General features: G+C 71.8%; 15 protein-coding genes and 1 pseudogene. 7 read left to right on the top strand and 9 right to left on the bottom strand.

From position 1 onward, the window contains the following. Nucleotides 1-21: 21 nt before the first annotated feature. The 3 genes from P3X83_RS19460 to P3X83_RS19450 form a co-directional block, all read right to left on the bottom strand. The gene (locus P3X83_RS19460; RefSeq protein WP_277306548.1) at nt 22-1239 is read right to left on the bottom strand and encodes an acetyl-CoA C-acetyltransferase; all 1218 of its coding nucleotides are present in this window, start codon (nt 1237-1239) and stop codon (nt 22-24) included. A 123-nt stretch (nt 1240-1362) separates the two neighbouring features. Continuing rightward, nucleotides 1363-2733 (bottom strand): hypothetical protein, encoded by a 1371-nt coding sequence (locus tag P3X83_RS19455; protein ID WP_277306547.1) that lies wholly within the window; start codon nt 2731-2733, stop codon nt 1363-1365. A gap of 58 nt (nt 2734-2791) precedes the next feature. Further along, complete coding sequence (locus P3X83_RS19450; RefSeq protein WP_277306546.1) at nt 2792-3775, bottom strand: SGNH/GDSL hydrolase family protein; 984 nt, start codon at nt 3773-3775, stop codon at nt 2792-2794. Nucleotides 3776-3990: 215 nt separating this feature from the next. Here P3X83_RS19450 and P3X83_RS19445 point away from each other — a divergent pair, with 215 nt between their 5' ends. Together P3X83_RS19445 and P3X83_RS19440 are read left to right on the top strand one after the other, a co-directional pair. Beyond that, nucleotides 3991-4902: a zinc-binding dehydrogenase gene (locus tag P3X83_RS19445; protein ID WP_277306545.1), complete on the top strand. Its 912-nt coding sequence runs from the start codon at nt 3991-3993 to the stop codon at nt 4900-4902. A 134-nt stretch (nt 4903-5036) separates the two neighbouring features. Next, nucleotides 5037-6407 carry a cystathionine beta-synthase gene (locus tag P3X83_RS19440; RefSeq protein WP_277306544.1) on the top strand — a complete coding sequence of 457 codons (1371 nt, stop codon included), beginning with the start codon at nt 5037-5039 and terminating at the stop codon, nt 6405-6407. 19 nt (nt 6408-6426) lie between these two features. Here P3X83_RS19440 and P3X83_RS19435 read toward each other — a convergent pair whose 3' ends face one another. After that, the gene (locus P3X83_RS19435; protein WP_277306543.1) at nt 6427-7584 is read right to left on the bottom strand and encodes a histidine kinase; all 1158 of its coding nucleotides are present in this window, start codon (nt 7582-7584) and stop codon (nt 6427-6429) included. Between the two features lie 218 nt (nt 7585-7802). Here P3X83_RS19435 and P3X83_RS19430 point away from each other — a divergent pair, with 218 nt between their 5' ends. Together P3X83_RS19430 and P3X83_RS19425 are read left to right on the top strand one after the other, a co-directional pair. Further along, nucleotides 7803-8435, top strand: a complete 633-nt coding sequence (locus P3X83_RS19430; protein WP_277306542.1) for an NYN domain-containing protein — start codon at nt 7803-7805, stop codon at nt 8433-8435. 37 nt (nt 8436-8472) lie between these two features. Then, complete coding sequence (locus P3X83_RS19425) at nt 8473-9609, top strand: cystathionine gamma-synthase (protein WP_277306541.1); 1137 nt, start codon at nt 8473-8475, stop codon at nt 9607-9609. 4 nt (nt 9610-9613) lie between these two features. Here the strand turns inward: P3X83_RS19425 and P3X83_RS19420 are convergent, their stop codons facing one another. Together P3X83_RS19420 and P3X83_RS19415 are read right to left on the bottom strand one after the other, a co-directional pair. Further along, a complete protein-coding gene (locus P3X83_RS19420; RefSeq protein WP_277306540.1) occupies nt 9614-10042 on the bottom strand; it encodes a DUF2269 family protein in 429 nt (142 codons plus the stop codon). A 43-nt stretch (nt 10043-10085) separates the two neighbouring features. Beyond that, nucleotides 10086-10244, bottom strand: coding sequence for a hypothetical protein (locus P3X83_RS19415; protein ID WP_277306539.1), 159 nt, complete (start codon nt 10242-10244; stop codon nt 10086-10088). A 236-nt stretch (nt 10245-10480) separates the two neighbouring features. Between P3X83_RS19415 and P3X83_RS19410 the strand changes: the two genes are divergently transcribed. Continuing rightward, a complete protein-coding gene (locus tag P3X83_RS19410) occupies nt 10481-10900 on the top strand; it encodes a DUF6292 family protein (protein ID WP_277306538.1) in 420 nt (139 codons plus the stop codon). Nucleotides 10901-10907: 7 nt separating this feature from the next. Here the strand turns inward: P3X83_RS19410 and P3X83_RS19405 are convergent, their stop codons facing one another. Then, complete coding sequence (locus P3X83_RS19405; RefSeq protein ID WP_277306537.1) at nt 10908-12854, bottom strand: hypothetical protein; 1947 nt, start codon at nt 12852-12854, stop codon at nt 10908-10910. A gap of 157 nt (nt 12855-13011) precedes the next feature. On the opposite strand from P3X83_RS19405, the pseudogene P3X83_RS19400 reads away from it, so the two are divergent. Beyond that, nucleotides 13012-14217, top strand: a pseudogene (locus P3X83_RS19400) (RNA-guided endonuclease TnpB family protein). Here the strand turns inward: P3X83_RS19400 and P3X83_RS19395 are convergent. Continuing rightward, nucleotides 14205-15635: a sigma 54-interacting transcriptional regulator gene (locus P3X83_RS19395; protein WP_277306536.1), complete on the bottom strand. Its 1431-nt coding sequence runs from the start codon at nt 15633-15635 to the stop codon at nt 14205-14207. The pseudogene P3X83_RS19400 and the gene P3X83_RS19395 sit on opposite strands and share 13 nt — an antisense overlap. 217 nt (nt 15636-15852) lie before the next feature. On the opposite strand from P3X83_RS19395, the gene P3X83_RS19390 reads away from it, so the two are divergent. Next, the gene (locus P3X83_RS19390; protein WP_277306535.1) at nt 15853-17040 is read left to right on the top strand and encodes an FIST N-terminal domain-containing protein; all 1188 of its coding nucleotides are present in this window, start codon (nt 15853-15855) and stop codon (nt 17038-17040) included. A 192-nt stretch (nt 17041-17232) separates the two neighbouring features. On the opposite strand, the gene P3X83_RS19385 is transcribed toward P3X83_RS19390, so the two are convergent. Beyond that, complete coding sequence (locus P3X83_RS19385; protein WP_277306534.1) at nt 17233-18465, bottom strand: ROK family transcriptional regulator; 1233 nt, start codon at nt 18463-18465, stop codon at nt 17233-17235. Nucleotides 18466-18468 lie beyond the last annotated feature (3 nt).

Here is an 18468-nt window from a genome sequence, read left to right as displayed (position 1 = left end):
GTGCCCGGCCCGGAAAACCGCTTAGCCGAGCCGCTCCAGGATCATCGCCATGCCCTGGCCGCCGCCCACGCACATGGTCTCAAGCCCGATCGACTTGTCGTGGAAGCGCAGGCTGTTGATCAGGGTGGAGGTGAGCCGGGCGCCGGTCATGCCGAACGGGTGGCCCACCGCGATGGCCCCGCCGTTCACGTTGAGCCGGTCGAGGTCGATGCCGAGGTCGCGGTACGACGGGATCACCTGGGCCGCGAACGCCTCGTTGATCTCGACCAGGTCGACGTCGCCGATGGACATCCCGGCCTTGGCCAGGGCCTTACGGGAGGCCTCGACCGGCCCCAGGCCCATGATCTCGGGGGACAGCCCGGTGACGCCGGTGGAGACGATCCTGGCCAGCGGGGTGATGCCCAGCTCGGCGGCCTTGGTGTCGCTCATCACGATCACCGCCGCCGCGCCGTCGTTGAGCGCGCAGCAATTGCCCGCGGTGACCGTGCCGTCGGGGCGGAAGACCGGCTTGAGCCCGGACACCTTCTCGTAGGTGGTGCCGGGGCGCGGGCCGTCGTCCTTGCTGACGACCTGGCCGTCCGGCAGCGTGGCCGGGGTGATGTCGCTCTCCCAGAACCCGTTGGCCAGCGCCTTCTCCGCGAGGTTCTGCGAGCGGACGCCGAACTCGTCCTGGTCCTGGCGGGTGACGCCCTTGAGCTGGGCGACGTTCTCGGCGGTCTGCCCCATCGCGATGTAGATGTCCGGGACGCGCTCGTCGGCGCGCGGGTCGGACCAGGTCCGGCCGCCCTCGGCGAGCGCGGCGGTGCGGGCCCGGGCCTCGTCGAAGATCGGGTTCTGAGTGTCGGGCAGCGAGTCGGAGCTGCCCTTGGCGAACCGGGAGACGCACTCGACCCCGGCGGAGACGAAGACGTCACCCTCGCCCGCCTTGATGGCGTGGAAGGCCATCCGGGTGGTCTGCAGCGAGGAGGAGCAGTAGCGGGTGATCGTCGCCCCGGGGACGCCGTCGAGGCCCAGCAGGACGGACACCACCCTGGCCATGTTGAAGCCCTGCTCGCCGCCGGGCAGGCCGCAGCCTAGCAGCAGGTCGTCGATCTGGGTGGGGTCCAGCTCCGGGACCTTGGCCAGGGCCGCCCGGACCATCTGCGCGGTCAGGTCGTCGGGGCGGATGTCCTTCAGCGATCCCTTGACGGCGCGGCCGATCGGCGAGCGCGCGGTGGCGACGATGACTGCCTCGGGCATGGGGAGCCCTCCTGGGTGTGATTTCGGCGCTTCGCTGCGGACATTACCCCGCGCGCGGAGGGCGGCCATGGCCGGGGGTGGGGAAAACAGAATTTTGTACTGGCGCGGTGCCGTGACGTGCGGTCAGCCGTACATGCCGGGGGCTGCGACCGCGCCGTCCTTGACGCCGTGGACGCCGCCCCGCTCGTCGCGCCACAGCCGCCAGCCGTCCTGGCTGCCGGTGAACCACGGGGGCGGCGCCGTCTGCCCGGTGAGGCGCTTGCCGGTGCCGAGGTCGTACTCGCACAGCGCGGCCACCGAGTAGAACCCGGCGGGCTGGCCCTTGAGCGGGAGCGGCTTGGGGTCGGTGACGCAGAACGACCAGGCGTTCTGGCCCGCGGTCTGGGCCGGACGGCCGGAGGCCAGGTCGTAGACCGCGCCGTCGGTGCCGTGCTTGAGGAAGCCGATGCGGTCCATCCTGGCGGGGAACGCGAGCCACCAGCCGGTGCCGGGGACCTCGCCCACGCCGATCTGGCCGAGCACCCGGCCGTTGTCCGGGTCGAGGCGGGCGAACCCGCCGTAGCGGCCCTGGTAGTCGACCGGCCGCACGACCGGCGCGAACCCGGGGCTGCCGCTCGGGTAGACGCGCACCACGTTGGGGCGCATCCAGTTGATCACGCCGTCCTCCAGCCGGACCGAGAACACCCCGAACGTGGAGACCCGCTTCCTGCGGGTGTCGGAGAACGGCGCGACATAGCCGACCAGGTCCTGCCGCGTGGCGCCGAACGCCCAGCCGCCCGACATGTCCACCCCCTCGCCGAGGGCCTGCTCGACCGGCTGCTGCCAGACGACCTTCCTCGTCTTCAGGTCGTAGGCTTCGAGCACCGGATCGCGGGCGAGCCTGAGCAGCACCATCCGCGAGGCGTCGGACCACTCCACCTCGGCGATGCCGGGCAGGCGCCACAGCGTGCGGCCGGTCGCCGGGTCGAGCATCACCGTGCGGGCCGTCGGCAGCGCGGTGTTCTCCGCCAGGCACAGGTAGGGGCCGCAGCGCTGCGGCCCGAAGGCGGAGTGGACGGGCCTGCTCCAGCTCGGCCGCCCGCTGCGGGCGTCGCGCGCCACGAGCCTGGCGTGCCAGCGGGCGCCCTGCGCGCCCGGTGGCACAGGCTTCTCCGGCGGGTCGATCGAGGCGACCACGGTGTGCCCCTTGCCGGTGGTGACGGCGGCGGGCGGGGCCACGCCCATGCCTGGCAGGCGGCCCGCCATGGTGGCCGGGGCGGTCCACAGCCTGCGGCCGGTGGCCAGTTCCGCGGTCAGGGTCTCCAGGGTGCCGTCCGGGCGAAGCGAGGTGGTGGCGAGCACGCCGCCCGCCGTGGAGACCCGGCTGACGGAGTTCACCTGCGGGTTGTGCCAGGTCGGGGCGGCCTGCGTGGCGGCGTCGCTGCCGGAGCAGCCGGCCAGGGCCAGCACGCCGGCGATCGCGGCGGCCTGTCGCTTTCGTCGGGCGTGGATCACGTGCATTCACTCCTAGGGGCGCGGGGAGTGACGGCCCTGGAGCGGAGCGTGAGCGATGTCAGGCGTCGTCGGGCAGGGCGGTCGCCCGTCTGCGAAGCAACCGGACCCAGCGCCGTTGTGGTCCGGCCGTACGGCCGGTGACGTCGGTCCGGGTGACCTCGGTGCCTGACTCCTCCGCGGCCAGGGCCGCCGCTAGGTAGATCGATTTCGATCTCGCCCCGCGCTGAGGTTCGGGCTCGGGCCAGAGCCCCAGCGCGGTGCATACAGACGGTAGCACCGCGTAAGCAGCCTGTTGGTAACCTCTGGCAGATGGGTGAAATCGATCGGGTCCGAACATTTCGCCAGGGTTTGTGGCGAATGTCGGGCCCAGCAGGTCGGCGAACGCCACCGTCCGCCCGCCCGCCTCGACCACCGCGACCGTCTGCGCCGCCGCCAGCTCCCGGCACCAGCGCCGGGTGATCCAGCGCAGCGGCTGCGCGATCGGCCGCACGGTGCCCAGGTCCGGGCAGGTGCCGACGATCACCCGCGCGCCGCCCTCCACCAGCCGCCGCACCGCCTGCTGCAGGTAGCGGACGGCCATCGCCGGCCGCGTCCGCGTCGTCACGTCGTTGGCCCCGATGAAGATGACCGCGACGTCGGCCCGCGCCGCGAGCGCCTGGTCCACCTGTTCGTCCAGGTGCACCGACTCCGCCCCCGACATGCCCGCCACGGTGAGCCGGACCGGGCGCTCGGCCACATCCGCCAGCCCGTTGGCCAGGATCACGCCCGGCGTCTCCGCCGGATCGGTCAGGCCGAGCCCGACCGAGGTGGAGTCGCCCAGCATGACGAGGCTGATCGGCTCACCGAGACCCTCGCCGTAGATCGCGTTGGCGAGCGGCCCCTGCTCCCCGTGCGGCCGGCCGACGAGCCTGCGGGCCAGCAGCCCCTCGGCGACGAGCAGGCCGTAGGTGACCGCGCCCACGGCGGTCAGCCCACCGCCGCCGAACGCGGCGGCGGTCGCGATACGCCGTGCCGCGCGCGCCACGCCAGGAGTCCAGAACACGTGCGCCCCCTTCGTACCGATCAACACGTATCGGACCGCCACGGAACGCAGCAAGTAGACCCGCCATGAGGACGCGGGAAGTTCATCCTCAAGGGGTGAACGGTGAACGGGGTCTGCACTGCCGGAAGTTTCGGGATACGTTCTGGGCACCCGCTGCTCGTCTCCGAGATCGTCCGCCGCCTGCCCGTGCAGGTCCCGACCGGAAGGACAGCAACGTGAGAGCGATCGTCCACGACCCCGGCGCCCCCTACGGCCTGCGCCTTGGCGAGGCCCCCGATCCCGTGCCACGCGACGGTCAGGCCCTCGTACGGGTCGCCGCGATTTCCTTCAACCTGGGCGAGCTGCGCGACCTGTGCGGGTTCTCGCCCGGCCACGTCTCCGGCTGGGACGCCTCGGGGGTGGTGGAGCGTGCCGCCGCCGACGGCTCGGGCCCGCCGGTCGGCACGCGGGTCACCACCTTCGGGTGGACCGGCGCGTGGGCCGAGCTGCGCGCCGTGGACGTCGGGGAACTGGCGGCCGTACCCGGCCACGTGGACCTGGGGGCGGCCAGTGCCGTACCGGTCGCGGGGGTCAGCGCGCTACAGGCCGTCCGCGCGCTGGGGCCGCTGTTCGGGCGGCGGGTCCTGGTCACCGGGGCCTCGGGCGGCGTCGGCCGGTTCGCGGTGCAGCTCGCCGCCCGCGCCGGGGCCCACGTCGTCGCCTCCGTCGGCGCGGCCGGGCGCGGCGCGGGCCTCGACGCCCTCGGCGCGGCCGAGGTCGTCGTCGGCAAGGTCCCGGGGCCGCTGCACGCGGTGATCGACAACGTCGGCGGGCCGCTGCTGGCCGAGGCGCTCACCCGGCTGGAGGACGGCGGCGTGGTGCAGTGGATCGGCCAGGCGTCGGGGCGCGCGACCGTGCTGGACTCCGCCCAGCGGGCGGGACACCGTTCCTGGCGGCTGGAGAGCTTCGCCGTCGCCGCGCCGTTCGGCCCCGACCTCGCGTTCCTGATGGGCCTGCTCGGGTCCGGGGAGCTCGACCCGCAGGTCGGCTGGCGCGGCGGCTGGGAACGCGCCCAGGAGGCGGCGGGGGCGCTGCTGTCCCGCCAGGTCAACGGGAAGGCCGTGCTCGACGTGTGGAGCCCGCCCTGAGACGCCGGTCGTGCCGTTTCCCGCGTCGGCGACGGTAGCGTTTGCAGGGAAAGCGGCCGGAGCGCGTCCACCCCTCGGTGTTCCGGCTCTCGTCCAGCCGATGAGGCTGCGCCAGACAAGGTGGTTCGCGGGCGGTGCGTGTTCATGACTCGCTGATCGAGCTGGTGGGGGACACCCCGCTCGTTCGGCTGCACAAGGTGACGGCGGGCGTTCCCGCGCAGGTAATCGCCAAGGTCGAGTACTTCAACCCCGGCGGTTCGGTGAAGGACCGGATCGCGCTGCGGATGATCGAGGCGGCGGAGCGCTCGGGCGCGCTGACGCCCGGCGGCACGATCGTGGAGCCGACCTCCGGCAACACCGGGGTCGGCCTGGCGATCGTGGCGCAGCGCAAGGGTTACCGCTGCCTGTTCGTGGTCCCCGACAAGGTCGCCCAGGACAAGATCGCGGTCCTGCGCGCCTACGGGGCGGAGGTGGTCGTCTGCCCGACCGCCGTCTCACCGGACCACCCCGACTCCTACTACTCCGTCTCCGACCGTCTGGTCCGTGAGACGCCCAACGCCTGGAAGCCCGACCAGTACTCCAACCCGGAGAACCCCGACAGCCACTACCACTCCACCGGGCCGGAGATCTGGGAGCAGACCGAAGGGCGCGTCACCCACTTCGTGGCGGGCATCGGCACCGGCGGCACCATCACGGGCGCGGGCCGCTACCTCAAGGAGGTCTCCGGTGGCCGGGTCAAGGTCATCGGGGCCGACCCTGAGGGATCGGTGTACTCCGGCGGCTCGGGCCGGCCGTACCTGGTCGAGGGGGTGGGCGAGGACATCTGGCCCGCCACCTACGACACCGGGCTGTGCGACGAGGTCATCGCGGTCTCCGACCGCGACTCCTTCGGCATGACGCGGCGGCTGGCCCGCGAGGAGGGCCTGCTCGTGGGCGGCTCCTGCGGCATGGCCGTGGTCGCCGCGCTGCGGGTCGCCGCCACGGCCGGGCCCGACGGCGTGGTGGTCGTGCTGCTGCCCGACGGCGGCCGGGGATACCTGTCGAAGATCTTCAACGACGACTGGATGGCCGACTACGGCTTCCTCAGCACGTCGGAGGAGGAGGGCGCGGTCCGCGACGTCCTGAACCGCAAGACCACCCGGCTCCCGCAGTTCGTGCACACCCACCCGCACGAGTCGGTCGGCACGGCCATCGAGATCATGCGCGAGTACGGCGTGTCACAGCTCCCGGTGATGAAGGAGGAGCCCCCGGTCATGGCGGCCGAGGTGATCGGCTCCATCGTGGAGCGCGAACTGCTCGACGCCCTTTACCATGGCCGCGTCCGCGCCGGCGACCCGCTGGAGGGGCACATGTCCCCGCCGCTCCCCATGATCGGCGCGGGCGAGTCGGTCTCCATGGCCGTCGCCGCCCTGGAGAAGGCCGACGCCGCCGTCGTCCTCGACGACGGCAAGCCCATCGGCCTGCTCACCCGCCAGGACATCCTCACCTACCTCACCAATCACTGATCCGGCCACTGATCCCGGATCAGGCCGCGGCGGCGGGGAGCTGGGCGACCACTTCCCAGGCGCCGTCGGGGGCGCGGCCGGCGAACAGCCGGCCGCCGAGGGCCTCGACGCGCTCGCGCATGCCGAGCAGGCCGAAGCCGCCGCCGTCGCGGCGCATGCCCCTGGTGTCCTGGGGCGGGTGCTCGTTGCGGATCCGCATCCAGAGCCACCCCTGAATCAGCCGGAGATCGACCTCCACCCACCCCGCCCCGGGCGCGTGCCGCCGCACGTTGGTCAGCGATTCCTGGAGCACCCGGTGCAGCGTGGTCATGGTCTCCGGCGGCAGATGGGCCTCGCTCACCCCGCGCGCCACCTCGAACGCAACCTTCGGCCCCTCGGTCCCGGCGAACCGGTCGACGAGGATCCGCAGGTCGGCCAGTTCGGTGCCCGGCGTGCGGCCCGCCTCGTCCTGCGCCCGTAACACGCCGACCAGGCGGCGCATCGAGGTCAGCGCGTCGGACCCGGCGCTGGCGATGGCGTCGAGCGCGGGCACCACGGCATCGGGCTTCTGCTCGGCGACCGTGCGCGCGGCCTGGGCCTGCACCACGATCCCGGTGATGTGGTGGGCCACCAGGTCGTGCAGCTCCCTGGCCAGGTCGAGCCGCTCGGCCCGCCGTACGGCGTGCGCCGCCTGCTCCCGCCGCTCCCGCTGGAAGCGCAGGTAGGCCCCCGTCCCGGCGGCGACCGCCCACGCCATCAGGCTGAGCAGCCCCACGGCCAGCCCCGACGTGTCGTCGGACCGCGACCCCGCCCCCACGGCCAGCACCGCCATCGCGCCGAGCGCCAGCAGCACCGCCCTGCCGATCGGCTCCACCCACCGCAGCACGCCGACGGTGAGCACCACGATCGCCCACACCTCCGCCATGCCGAGGTAGTGCATCCTGGGCAGCTCCGACAGGTCGATCACGACCGAGGAGACCGCAGAAGTCCCGAGCACCGCCGCCATCGACGGCACCCGCCACCGCCTGCGGGTCAGCAGGGCGACGAACCCGACGACCCCGCACAGCAGCGGCAGCACGATCTGGTGGGAGACCATGGTGATGCCGAGGTCACCGAGGAGGAGCAGGCACATCCAGCCGATCAACGCGATCTGGCTGAGTCTCCTGGCCCAGAAGACGAGCCTGTTCGCATCCCCCACGCGTTCGAGCCTAAACGGCGCCACCCACCACGTGAATCGGCCGTTCGGCTGACCACCCGATGTTCGGAAAGTAGTCACACAATCACGTTTAGTGAGATACGATCGCGACCATATTCGAACATGGGGTCGAAAAAACGAGACGGCCCTCCGGGGAGGGCCGTCGGGCTAGGGGGTTATAGCCCCTAACCGGGAATGCACTAAGGATAGGTCAGGATCCGATGTCACACAACCGATTCTCCCAACCACAGCGCGTCGCCGTTTACATCGACGGATTCAACCTGCAGCACGCGCTGCGCGAACGCAATCGCCGATATCTCTGGCTCGACCTCTGGGCCCTCGGCAACCGCCTGCTGCGTCCCAGGCAGACGCTGGCCGCGGTGAAGCTGTTCACCGCGCCGGTGCGAAACGCCGACGAGGAACTGCGGGCGCACAAGACCTACTGGGCGGCGCTGCGGGCCGGAGGGCAGGTGGAGGTGGTCCTCGGCCGCTTCCAGGAGAAGCACGTGCGCTGCCGGGTCTGCGGTGGCAGATGGCGCACCTACGAAGAGAAGGAGACCGACGTCTCGCTGGCCATCTCCATGATCGAAGACGCGGTCGACGGCCAGGCGGACAAGATCCTGCTCGTCTCCGGCGACAGCGACTTCCGCACGGCGGTCAGGAGTGTGCGCAGGCTGAACCCGGGGGTCGGCGTGATCGTGGTGTTCCCGCCAGGCAGACAGTCGGAGGTCCTGGGGCGCGCCGCGCACGGCCGCATGTTCCTCGGCCTCGACGCCATCAGGCAGTCGCAGTTCCCGGAGAGCGTGCCGGGCGTCGATGGTATGACCTATACGCGGCCGAAGTACTGGAGCTGACCGATGTGCCACTATGCGGGAGGGTACGGTGGGCCGCATGGGCAATGGATTCGAGACTCTGGCCATCCACGCTGGTCAGGAGCCTGACCCGGTCACGGGGGCGGTTGTTCCGCCGATATATGCGACATCTACTTACAAGCAGGACGGCGTCGGCGGGCTGCGATCCGGATATGAGTACAGCCGGTCGGCCAATCCCACGCGGGCCGCGCTGGAGGAGAACATCGCGGCGCTCGAAGGGGGCGTTCGCGGGCTGGCGTTCGCCTCGGGGCTGGCGGCGGAGGACACGCTGTTGCGCACGCTCTGCCGTCCGGGCGACCATGTGCTGATCCCGCACGACGCCTACGGCGGCACCTACCGGTTGTTCGCCAAGGTGCAGGCGGGCTGGGGGTTGGCGTTCGATCCGGTGCCGCTCGGCGACGTCGAGGCGGTGCGGGCGGCGGTCACGCCGCAGACGAAGATCATTTGGGTGGAGACGCCGACCAACCCGCTGCTCGGCATCGCCGACATCGCGGCGCTGGCGGGGGTGGCGCACGAGGCGGGGGCGCTGCTCGTCGTGGACAACACGTTCGCGTCGCCGTACCTGCAGCAGCCGCTGGCGCTGGGCGCCGACGTGGTCGTCCACTCCACGACGAAGTACATCGGCGGGCACTCCGACGTGGTGGGCGGGGCGCTCGTGGTGGCCGACCGGGCGCTGGGCGAGGAGCTGACCTACCACCAGAACGCGATGGGCGCGGTGGCCGGGCCGTTCGACGCGTGGCTGACGCTGCGCGGGATCAAGACACTGGCCGTCCGGATGGAGCGGCACTGCGACAACGCCGAGCGGGTCGTGGAACTGCTGTCGGCGCATCCGCGCGTGACCCGGGTGCTATACCCGGGGCTGCCCGGGCACCCCGGGCACGAGATCGCCGCCAAGCAGATGCGGCGGTTCGGCGGCATGGTGTCGTTCCAGGTCGCGGGCGGTGCGGAGGAGGCCGTGCGGATCTGCGGCCGGACCCGCCTGTTCACCCTCGGCGAGTCGCTCGGCGGGGTCGAGTCGCTGATCGAGCACCCGGGCAGGATGACGCACGCGTCGGTCGCGGGCTCGCCGCTGGAGGTGCCCGCCGACCTGGTGCGCCTGTCGGTGGGCATCGAGACCGTCGACGACCTGCTGGCCGACCTGACCCGCGCGTTCTAGGGCGTCAGAACCACACCATCAGCACCAGGATCACCAGGAAGAGCAGGGCGGCGACGCCGGCCAGGGCGGCGATCCTGCCGGACTGCACCTTGGCGTCGTCGTCGCCGCTCTCGTTGGACAGCAGGCGGATCGCGGCCTTCTGGTCGCGGTCGATGATGACCAGCAGGGCCGCCGCCACGATGAACAGCGTCATGGACACCGACATGTACGGCTTGCCGAGCAGCCCGCCGCCCAGCAGCACGCCCAGGATCAGCCCGAACAGGAAGACGCCGAGGGTCAGCAGGCCGAACACCCGGGTACTGCGGTGCAGGTAACGCAGCACCGCGACGTCTTTGGCGCGGATGTATCTCGGCGTGGCGCTGGTCACCGCGACCACCGGGCCGAGCGCGAAGATCGCGAACCCGATGTGCAGCCAAAGCAGCAGGTTGTCCATGGGACAGAAGAGTAGCCTCCCGGTGATCGAACCGGGAGGCCGTCTACGCGGCCGGCGGCGCGTCGCGGCGCGTGACCGCGGCGGCAGCCCTGGGCTCGTCGCCCATCTCCTCATCACGGCAACGGGAGAAGAAGCCAAGACAGAATTCGTAGGAGACGCATGCGACGACCATCAGCGTGATCAGAACTATCACGACGATCATGAATCCACCCCTTGCCCGACTAGCCGGGCCCCCATGTCTAAACATCGTCCGCTCAGGTGGGACGACCCGCAAGCGGATAAGCCGTCACGTTCGAGAAACGGTCGATTACCACCCACGCACTCCATTGGACTGAGTAGGATCGCTGGCGGGTTCGACTCTGGTACCTGACGGGCGGGCCACACAGGAGTCACCTTTTTGCGGCGGGGGTTCCGCCATGGCACGAGGAGGTGCCGATCGTGGCGCTCAGGCACGTGGAGCCGTTCACCGACGAGTGGCGGCGTCAGCCGGGGTTCTATCTCCGGCGGGTCGTCGCCGCCCTGGGGGAGTCGGTGGGCGACTGGTGGGAGGACGACCCGGGCCGGGGTGATCCGCGCTCCGCCACGATCCGGCTGGCCGACGAGACCCTCTTGGTCTGGGACGAGGAGAGCGGCTGGCGGCTGCGGGCCCCGGCCGGGCATCCGGGTGACGAGACGTGCGTGCGCTACCTGTGCGGCGGCGTGCTGCCCCGTCCGGAGCGGGTTCCGGCCGCGCTGGCCGACGCCCGCTCGGGGGCCGGCAACAGCACGGCCTTCCGCCCCTGCTACCGCTCGCACCGCCACCACCGTGACGGCTTCGACCTGGCGCTCGCCGACTACACGACCCTGAGCAACGCCTGAGCGGCGCTCAGTGGGCCCTGCGCCTGCTGCGCAGGAAGTCGCTGACCACGTACTCCCCGAGCCGGTCCGCGCTCGCCGAGAAGACCCGGCCGCCGTTGCGCCGGGCGACCTCGTCCACGAACTCCTTGAGGCGTTCGTCCGCCGCCAGCATGAAGACGTTGAGCGTGGCCCTGCGGCGGGTCATCTTGTCCACCTCGGCGAGGGTCAGCTCCAGCGTCTCGGCCGAAGGCGGCCACTCGAAGGCCGACCGCCCGTTGCGCAGCAGGTGGGCGGTGGGCTCGCCGTCGGTGACCACGAGCACCACCGGCTCGAAGTCGGGGTGGCGGTCCAGGTGGCGACCGGCGATCAGCAGCGCGTGGTGCAGGTTGGTGCCCTGCACCATGTCCCAGTCGAGCCCGGCCAGTTCGTCCGGCTGAAGCACCCTGGCGTAGTTGGAGAACCCGACGATCTGCACGGCGTCCTGCGGGAACTTCGAGGACACCAGCGCCTGGAGCGCCAGCGCGGTCTGCTTGGCCGCCGCCCACGTGCCGCGCAGCGCCATCGAGTACGACAGGTCGACCAGCAGGCAGACGGCCGCCGCCGTACGCCGTTCGGTCTCGGCGACCTCGAAGTCGTCCACGGACAGCCGCACCGGGGAGCCGCCGCCCCGGCGTACGCCGTTGACGACCGTGCGGACCACGTCGAGCGGCTGCTCGTCGCCGAAGTGCCAGGGGCGGGACGAGCCGGTCAGCTCGCCCGCGGCTCCGGCGTCGCGCTGGTCGTGGTCGCCCCGGCGGCCCGCGTCGAGCGAGGAGAAGACCCGGCGCAGGGCCGTCTCGCCGAGCCGGCGCACGGCCTTGGGGGTCAGCTCCATCTTGCCGCGCTGGCGGCGCAGGTAGCCCTGCTCCTCCAGCTCCCGCTCGATCCGCCGCAGCGCGGCGAGGTCGTCCACGGCCGAACGGCCGAGCGCCCGCCGGATGGCCGCCTCGTCGATGTCGTCGAGGCGGGCCCCCGGGTAGTCCTGCCGCAGGGCGGTCTCCAGCCGGTTCAGGTCGGCCAGTTCCTCCAGGGCGTTGACGGCGTCGCCCATGCCCATCGGGTCCTCGCCGGACATGCGTTCCGTCGCGCTCCACGGCAGGTCGGGACGGCGGGCGTAAAGTGACTCGCCGAGCCTGCGCATCTGCTCGGCCAGCCCGGCGTCCCGCAGGGTCTGGTCGATCAGCGCGGACAGTTCCGCACGCTGCTGCGGCGTCATCGAGGCCAGCATCCGCTGCGCGGCGGCGGCGCGGCGGGCCAGGATGTCGACGAGTTCCGCGAGGTCACGGGGATGCTCGGGGAACATGTCCCCGTACTCCTCCATGAACCGCTCGAAGTCGGCCTGCTCGTGCTCGCCGCGCGCGTCGCGGTCGAGCATGTCGTTCAGCTCCGACATCATCCGCCGGACCCGCTCCATGGCCTGAGGGTCGGGGTTCGCCAGCGCGTCCCGCAGGCCGCGGAACCGGCTGTCGAGCACCTCCCTGCGCAGCAGGTCGCGCAGTTCCTCGAAGGTCCTGGCGGCCTGCGCCGAACGCCACTGGTAGTCGCCGAGCGCCTGGATGGCGCCGGCGGTGTCGTCGGGGAGCGTCTCGAGCTCGGTCTCGCGCAGCCTGGCCTCGTCGGAGGGGTCGGGGAACAGCTCGGCCCGCTCCTGGCCGATCGCCTTGTCCAGCAGCGCCCTGGCCCGTTCCAGCGTGCCGTCCAGGCGGCCCTGTTCGCGCAGTTCACGGCGTCTGCGGCGGACCTCGCGGAGCAGGTCGTCCAGGCCGCGCCGGTCGGGGGCGCCGGGCAGCCCGCGCTTGAGCAGGTCGCGCAGGGCGTGCAGCGGCGTCGATCCGGACAGGATCGCGTCGCCCATCTCGTCCAGGGCCGCCCGCACGTCGTACGGCGGCGCCAGCGGGTCGGGCCCGTCGTTGAACTGTCCGTAGCGATACGTCATCTCAGCGTCCCAGGGGTCATCTGATGCCTCCGAGGAAACCTCCGCCGTCAGGCAGGGGAGGAATCGGACTCCCGCCTCGCGGGGCAGGACGGACAAACTCACCACCGAATCGAACAACCGTGCGACTCGTGGCCGGTCGCGCGGTACGATGCCGGGCGTGGCGCGGATCGTGCAGCGGGCCTACAAGTACCGCTTCCACCCGACCCCCGGGCAGGCATCCGAGCTTGCCCGGACGTTCGGTTGCGTCCGCCTGGTCTACAACAAGGCCCTGGAAGAACGGACCCGTGCCCACACGCTGGAAGGGCGTCGCGTCTCCTACACGGAGTCCTCGGCGATGCTGACGGCGTGGAAACGCGGCGACGAGTTCGGGTTCCTGTCCGAGGTGTCGTGTGTGCCGTTGCAGCAGGCGTTGCGGCATCTGCAGGCGGCGTTCGCGAACTTCTTCGCCAGACGGGCCGGGTACCCGGCGTTCAAGTCCCGCAAGAGGTCGCGGTCGAGCGCGGAGTACACCCGTTCGGCGTTCCGCCGGCGCGACGGCACGCTGAGGCTGGCGAAGATGGACGCGCCGCTGAGCATCGTGTGGTCGCGTCCGCTGCCGGAGGGGGCCGAGCCGTCCACGGTGACCGTGTCCAGGGACGCGGCCGGACGCTGGTTCGTCTCCCTGCCGGTGGAGGAGGAGATCGCCCCTTTGCCGTCGGTGGACGCGGCGGTGGGTATGGACAGGGGGATCACCGCCCTGGCCGAGCTGTCCACCGGCGAGAAGATCCCCAACCCCCGCCACGAACGCCGTGACCGGCGCAAGCTGGCCAAGGCCCAGCGTTCGCTCGCCCGCAAGGAGAAGGGATCGAACAACCGGGCCAAGACCAGGCTCAAGGTCGCGAAGGTGTACGCCCGGATCGCCGATCGCAGGCGGGATCATCCGCACAAGGTCACCACACGGCTTGTTCGCGAGAACCAAGTGATCGCCGTGGAAGACCTGGCCGTGCGGAACATGGTCCGCAACCGCTCCCTGGCCCGCGCCGTCGCCGATGCGTCCTGGCGGGAGTTGCGTTCGATGCTGGAGTACAAGGCGGCCTGGTACGGACGCACGCTGGTGGCGGTGGACCGCTGGTTCCCCTCCTCCAGGCTGTGCTCGGTGTGCGGGGCCCTGCGAGAGAGGATGCCGCTGGAGGTCCGGGAGTGGGCGTGCCCGTGCGGCGCGGTCCATGATCGGGACGTGAACGCGGCCCGCAACGTGCTCGCCGCCGGGCAGGCGGAGAGCTGAAACGCCTGTGGAGCCGGTAAGACCCAATGGGGAAACCTCCTCGGCGGGCGGTCGGCGGTGAAGCAGGAATCCAGGAAGGGGAGAAGTCAAGTGCGGTAGATCGCGCTCCCCTCGGCGGCGTCCTTGGACAGGCGGCGCATCAGGAAGAGCCCTTCCAGCGCGAATTCCAGGGCGGCGGCGGCGTGGCCCGGGGATTCCTCGCCCGCGCCCATGCCAAGGCTTTGCATGAGCTTGGCCAGGCCCTCGACCGGGCCGATCCGGCGCAGCAGCTCCCCGGCGGGGACCAGTTCGCCGGATTCGATCTGGGCGCCGTCGTCGAACTTGGCCAGCAGCGGGGCGAGGTCCATGCCGCCCAGGGTGCCGCGGAAGGTCTCGGCGGTGGCCCGGCGCAGCAGGTGGGTGAGGACCTCGGTCTCCCTGCCCTCCTCGCTGACCTCGAACTCGACCTTGCCGCGCAGGGTGTGGACGATGGGGGGAAGGTCGCAGACGCGGGTGACCGCGCGCTCCTCGCCGGTGAGCGCGGCCCGCCGTACGGCGGAGGCCGACGCGGTCTCGGCGGCGGCGATGGAGAACCGCGCCGACACCCCGGAGCGGGAGTCGACCGCGGTGGACTCGCGGACCAGCCGGGTGAACCTGGCGAGCACCTCGACCAGGTGGTCGGGCAGGTCGGCGCCCAGTTCGGCCCAGTCGAGCACGGCCTCCTGGCGGATCAGCCGCAGCTCGGTGTCGAGGTCGAGCGGGTAGTGGGTGCGGACCTCCGCGCCGAAGCGGTCCTTCAGCGGGGTGATGATACGGCCCCGGTTGGTGTAGTCCTCGGGGTTGGCGCTGGCGATGAGCAGGATGTCGAGGGGGAGCCGCAGGTTGTAGCCCCGGACCTGGATGTCGCGCTCCTCCAGCACGTTGAGCAGCGAGACCTGGATGCGCTCGGCCAGGTCGGGGAGCTCGTTGACGGAGAACACGCCGCGGTTGCTGCGCGGCACCAGCCCGTAGTGGACGGTCTCCGGGTCGCCCAGGGTGCGCCCCTCGGCGATCTTGATGGGGTCGACGTCGCCGATCAGGTCGCCGACGGAGGTGTCAGGGGTGGCGAGCTTCTCGCCGTAGCGTTCGTCCCGGTGCTTCCAGGCGATGGGCAGGTCGTCGCCGGCCTCCCCGGCCAGGCGACGGCAGCGCACGCACGACGGGGCGTAGGGGTGGTCGTTGATCTCACAACCGGCCACGATCGGGGTCCACTCGTCGAGCAGGCCGGTCACGGTCCGGATCAGGCGGGTCTTGCCCTGGCCGCGCTCGCCCAGCAGGACCAGGTCATGCCCGGCCAGCAGGGCGCGTTCCAGATGCGGCAGCACCGAGTCGTCGAAGCCGACGATGCCCGGGAAGCGCTCCTCGCCGGAGCGCATCCGGCCGAGCAGGTTCTCCCTGATCTCGGCTTTGACCGTGCGATGGATATGGCCGCTCTGGCGCAGCTCACGCAGAGTGTGGAGCTCTGGGTTTTGATGCACGGGTTCGAGACTACGTCCCATGGGGCGGATGCGGCAGCCTGATTACCGAGAGCCCGGACTACTCGGTCGTGTTCTTTGGCCGCATCCGGCCGTGGGCACGGCGGTTCCGGGGTTTGACCATTGAAGTCGCGGCGGGTACGCGTGCTTGTCCCTTCAGTGGGGAGAATCGGGCCAAGGGGACAGTTCCCGCCATCAACCATCATTGATAGTCATCGACCAGCTAGAGGAGGCGAGCCGGGTGGCACTGCTGACGAGTCGCATCGCCGACGGTCTCGCCGTCGGACCAGATCTTGAGGACGCCGCGGAGGCCGCGGTCGCGCAGGCGCTGGCCGGGCTCAGCGCCCCCGCCGGGCTCGTCTGCTTCTTCATCTGCGGCGAGGACCCGGACGACGTGGCGAAGGCCGGTCACCGGGCCATGCGGATGGCGCCGGGGGCGCACGTGATCGGGTGCAGCGCCACGGGCGTCATCGGCGACTCCAGGGGAGTGGAGCTGAACTCCGCCGTGAGCGCCTGGGCCGCCACGCTGGACGGCGCCAGGGTCACGCCGTTCGCGCTGGAGACGCTGCGCACCCACGACCGGTTCGTGGTGGTGGGTCTGCCCGAACGCCTCCGTGACGATCAGGTCGCCATCATCCTGTCCGACCCCTACAGCTTCCCCACCGACGCGTTCGTGGAGCGCTCGGCCGAGGTCCTCGGCGACCTGCCGCTGATCGGCGGCCTGGCCAACGGCCTGCGCGGCCGGGGCTCTGTGCGGCTGTTCGTCGACGGCGAGGTCTACGAGGAGGGCGCCATCGGCGTCGTCCTGGGCGGCCCGATCGCGGTGACCACCGTGGTCAGCCAGGGCTGCCGCCCCATCGGCCCGTCCATGGTGGTGACCAGGGCCGAGGAGAACCTGCTGCTCGAACTGGCCGGGCAGCCCGCCCTGGCGCGCCTGGAGGACATCGTCAGCGGCCTGGAGGAGGACGAGCGCGAACTCGTCGCCTCCGGCCTGCAGATCGGCGTGGCCATGGACGAGTACGCCGAACGGCACGAGCGCGGCGACTTCCTGATCCGCGGCGTGCTGGGCATCGACCCCGAGCGCGAGGCGGTCGCCATCGGTGACGTGCTGGACATCGGCCGCACCGTGCGCTTCCAGGTGCGTGACGCCCGCACCGCCGACGAGGACCTGTACGAGCTGCTGGACGCCCACCGCCAGGAGTTCGGCAGTGTGGACGGCGCGCTGCTGTTCTCCTGCAACGGGCGCGGCTCGTCGATGTTCGGCAGCGCCGACCACGATCCCCTCGCGGTCCGCGACACCCTGGGGCCGATCGGCGTCGCCGGGTTCTTCGCGGCGGGCGAGGTCGGCCCGGTCGGCGGCCAGAATCACGTGCACGGCTTCACGGCGTCCCTGCTCGTCTTCTCCACCCCGAGCCGCTACGAACACTAAGAGATCTCAGCAGAATGCGTGTACATCCGGCCCGCGCTCCAGGGCAGGTTCATCGCCGAGGCCGACGCCGCGTTCCCGGGCAACCCGACGTCCACGGTCTCGCTGGAGCCTCGCACTCCCCGTTCCTGTCGATGCCCGGCGAGGTCGCCCGCGTTAGCGCCGGCCTCGGCTGACCCGGGGCCGTCCTGACGGTCACGTCCTCGGCCCCGGGGTCAGGCGGTCGATCGCCGGCGCCGCGTGGAGCGCGTACTCGCCGAGGAGCTCCCCGTGCGCCTCTTCGAGGCTGAGGATGGCCGCGCCGAGGACGGTGGCCAGGGCGCCGATGACGCTGCCGGTGACCGTCACGAACTCGTGCAGCGGCCGGGCCGCCGCCTGCACCGCGCGCACCACCTCGGGCGCGTCGCCGATCTCTCCGCCGATGACCACGATGTCCGGATCGGTGACGGCCGCGAGCGCCACGCACGCCCTGGCGACGTCCTGCACGTACTCGTCGAGGAGGGCCCCCGCCTCGGCCGAACCCGCGGCCACCTCGGCCAGGATCGCCCGCACCACGCCGCCGACGGAGAAGCCGGCGGCCTCCGGCGACCTCGATCGGTAGGCGTCGGCCAGGCGGGAGGCGGCCAGCCGGTCCTCCATGGCGTACCGCGACACCTGCTCAGGGGCGTCGGGCGCCCACGGGTACGGCAGGCGCGACAGCTCGCCCGCCGCGCCGTGCGCGCCCCGGACCAGGCGGCCCTCGGTGATGATCCCGGCGCCGACGCCGACGCCGAGCTGCAGGTAGGCCAGGCTCGGCGTCTCGGCGCCCGCACCGATCCGCATCTCGGCCACCGCCGAGCAGTTGACGTTGTTCTCCAGCCGCACCGGGCCGTCGTAGTGGTCCGCGAGCGCGCGCAGCAGCGCGGCGACGGCCCCCTGCTCCCGGTCGGCGTCGGCGGGGGAGACCTGGCGGCGCCCGGCGTCGATGATCTGCGGGACCGCGATCGTCACGGCCCGCAGCCGCTGCCGGCCGTCCGCCCGGCCGCACCATTCGGCGAGCTGCCCGGCGACCTGCTCCAGGATGGCCGGGGACGGCTCCCGCCTGCGGGCCGCGCCGGAGCGGGCGGGTTCGGCGACGGACACGTGCGTGGCGTCCACGCCGGCGAGATCGACGGCCAGCAGCTCGACGTGGGAGCCGCCCAGGTCGATCCCGAGCGCCCAGCCGACCTCGTCGGCGGCCTCGAACAGCACGGCGGGCTTGCCCGTCACGGGAACGTGCCTGCCGTTGCGGCGTACGTATCCGGCCGCCTCCAGCGAACTCACCGCGTCGTTGACGCTCGGCTTCGACAGGCCCGTGGCCGCGAGCAGCCGTGGCCGGGTGGTCGAGCCCTGACCGAGCGTGTGGCTCAGGACGTGCCGCTGAGTCGGGGGGAGTTCAACGGAACGCACGTC

Source organism: Spongiactinospora sp. TRM90649 (assembly GCF_029382225.1).
Taxonomy (GTDB): domain Bacteria; phylum Actinomycetota; class Actinomycetes; order Streptosporangiales; family Streptosporangiaceae; genus Spongiactinospora.
Note: the sequence above shows the minus strand (reverse complement) of the source record. Positions and strands in the feature narration are given on the sequence as shown.

Bases quoted from the DNA above. Each gene is read 5' to 3' on its own strand.
- P3X83_RS19460 (WP_277306548.1), bottom strand. From the start codon at position 1,239: ATGCCCGAGGCAGTCATCGTCGCCACCGCGCGCTCGCCGATCGGCCGC.
- P3X83_RS19430 (WP_277306542.1), top strand. From the start codon at position 7,803: ATGTCACACAACCGATTCTCCCAACCACAGCGCGTCGCCGTTTACATC.
- P3X83_RS19425 (WP_277306541.1), top strand. From the start codon at position 8,473: ATGGGCAATGGATTCGAGACTCTGGCCATCCACGCTGGTCAGGAGCCT.
- P3X83_RS19420 (WP_277306540.1), bottom strand. From the start codon at position 10,042: ATGGACAACCTGCTGCTTTGGCTGCACATCGGGTTCGCGATCTTCGCG.
- P3X83_RS19415 (WP_277306539.1), bottom strand. From the start codon at position 10,244: ATGATCGTCGTGATAGTTCTGATCACGCTGATGGTCGTCGCATGCGTC.
- P3X83_RS19405 (WP_277306537.1), bottom strand. From the start codon at position 12,854: ATGACGTATCGCTACGGACAGTTCAACGACGGGCCCGACCCGCTGGCG.
- P3X83_RS19395 (WP_277306536.1), bottom strand. From the start codon at position 15,635: ATGGGACGTAGTCTCGAACCCGTGCATCAAAACCCAGAGCTCCACACT.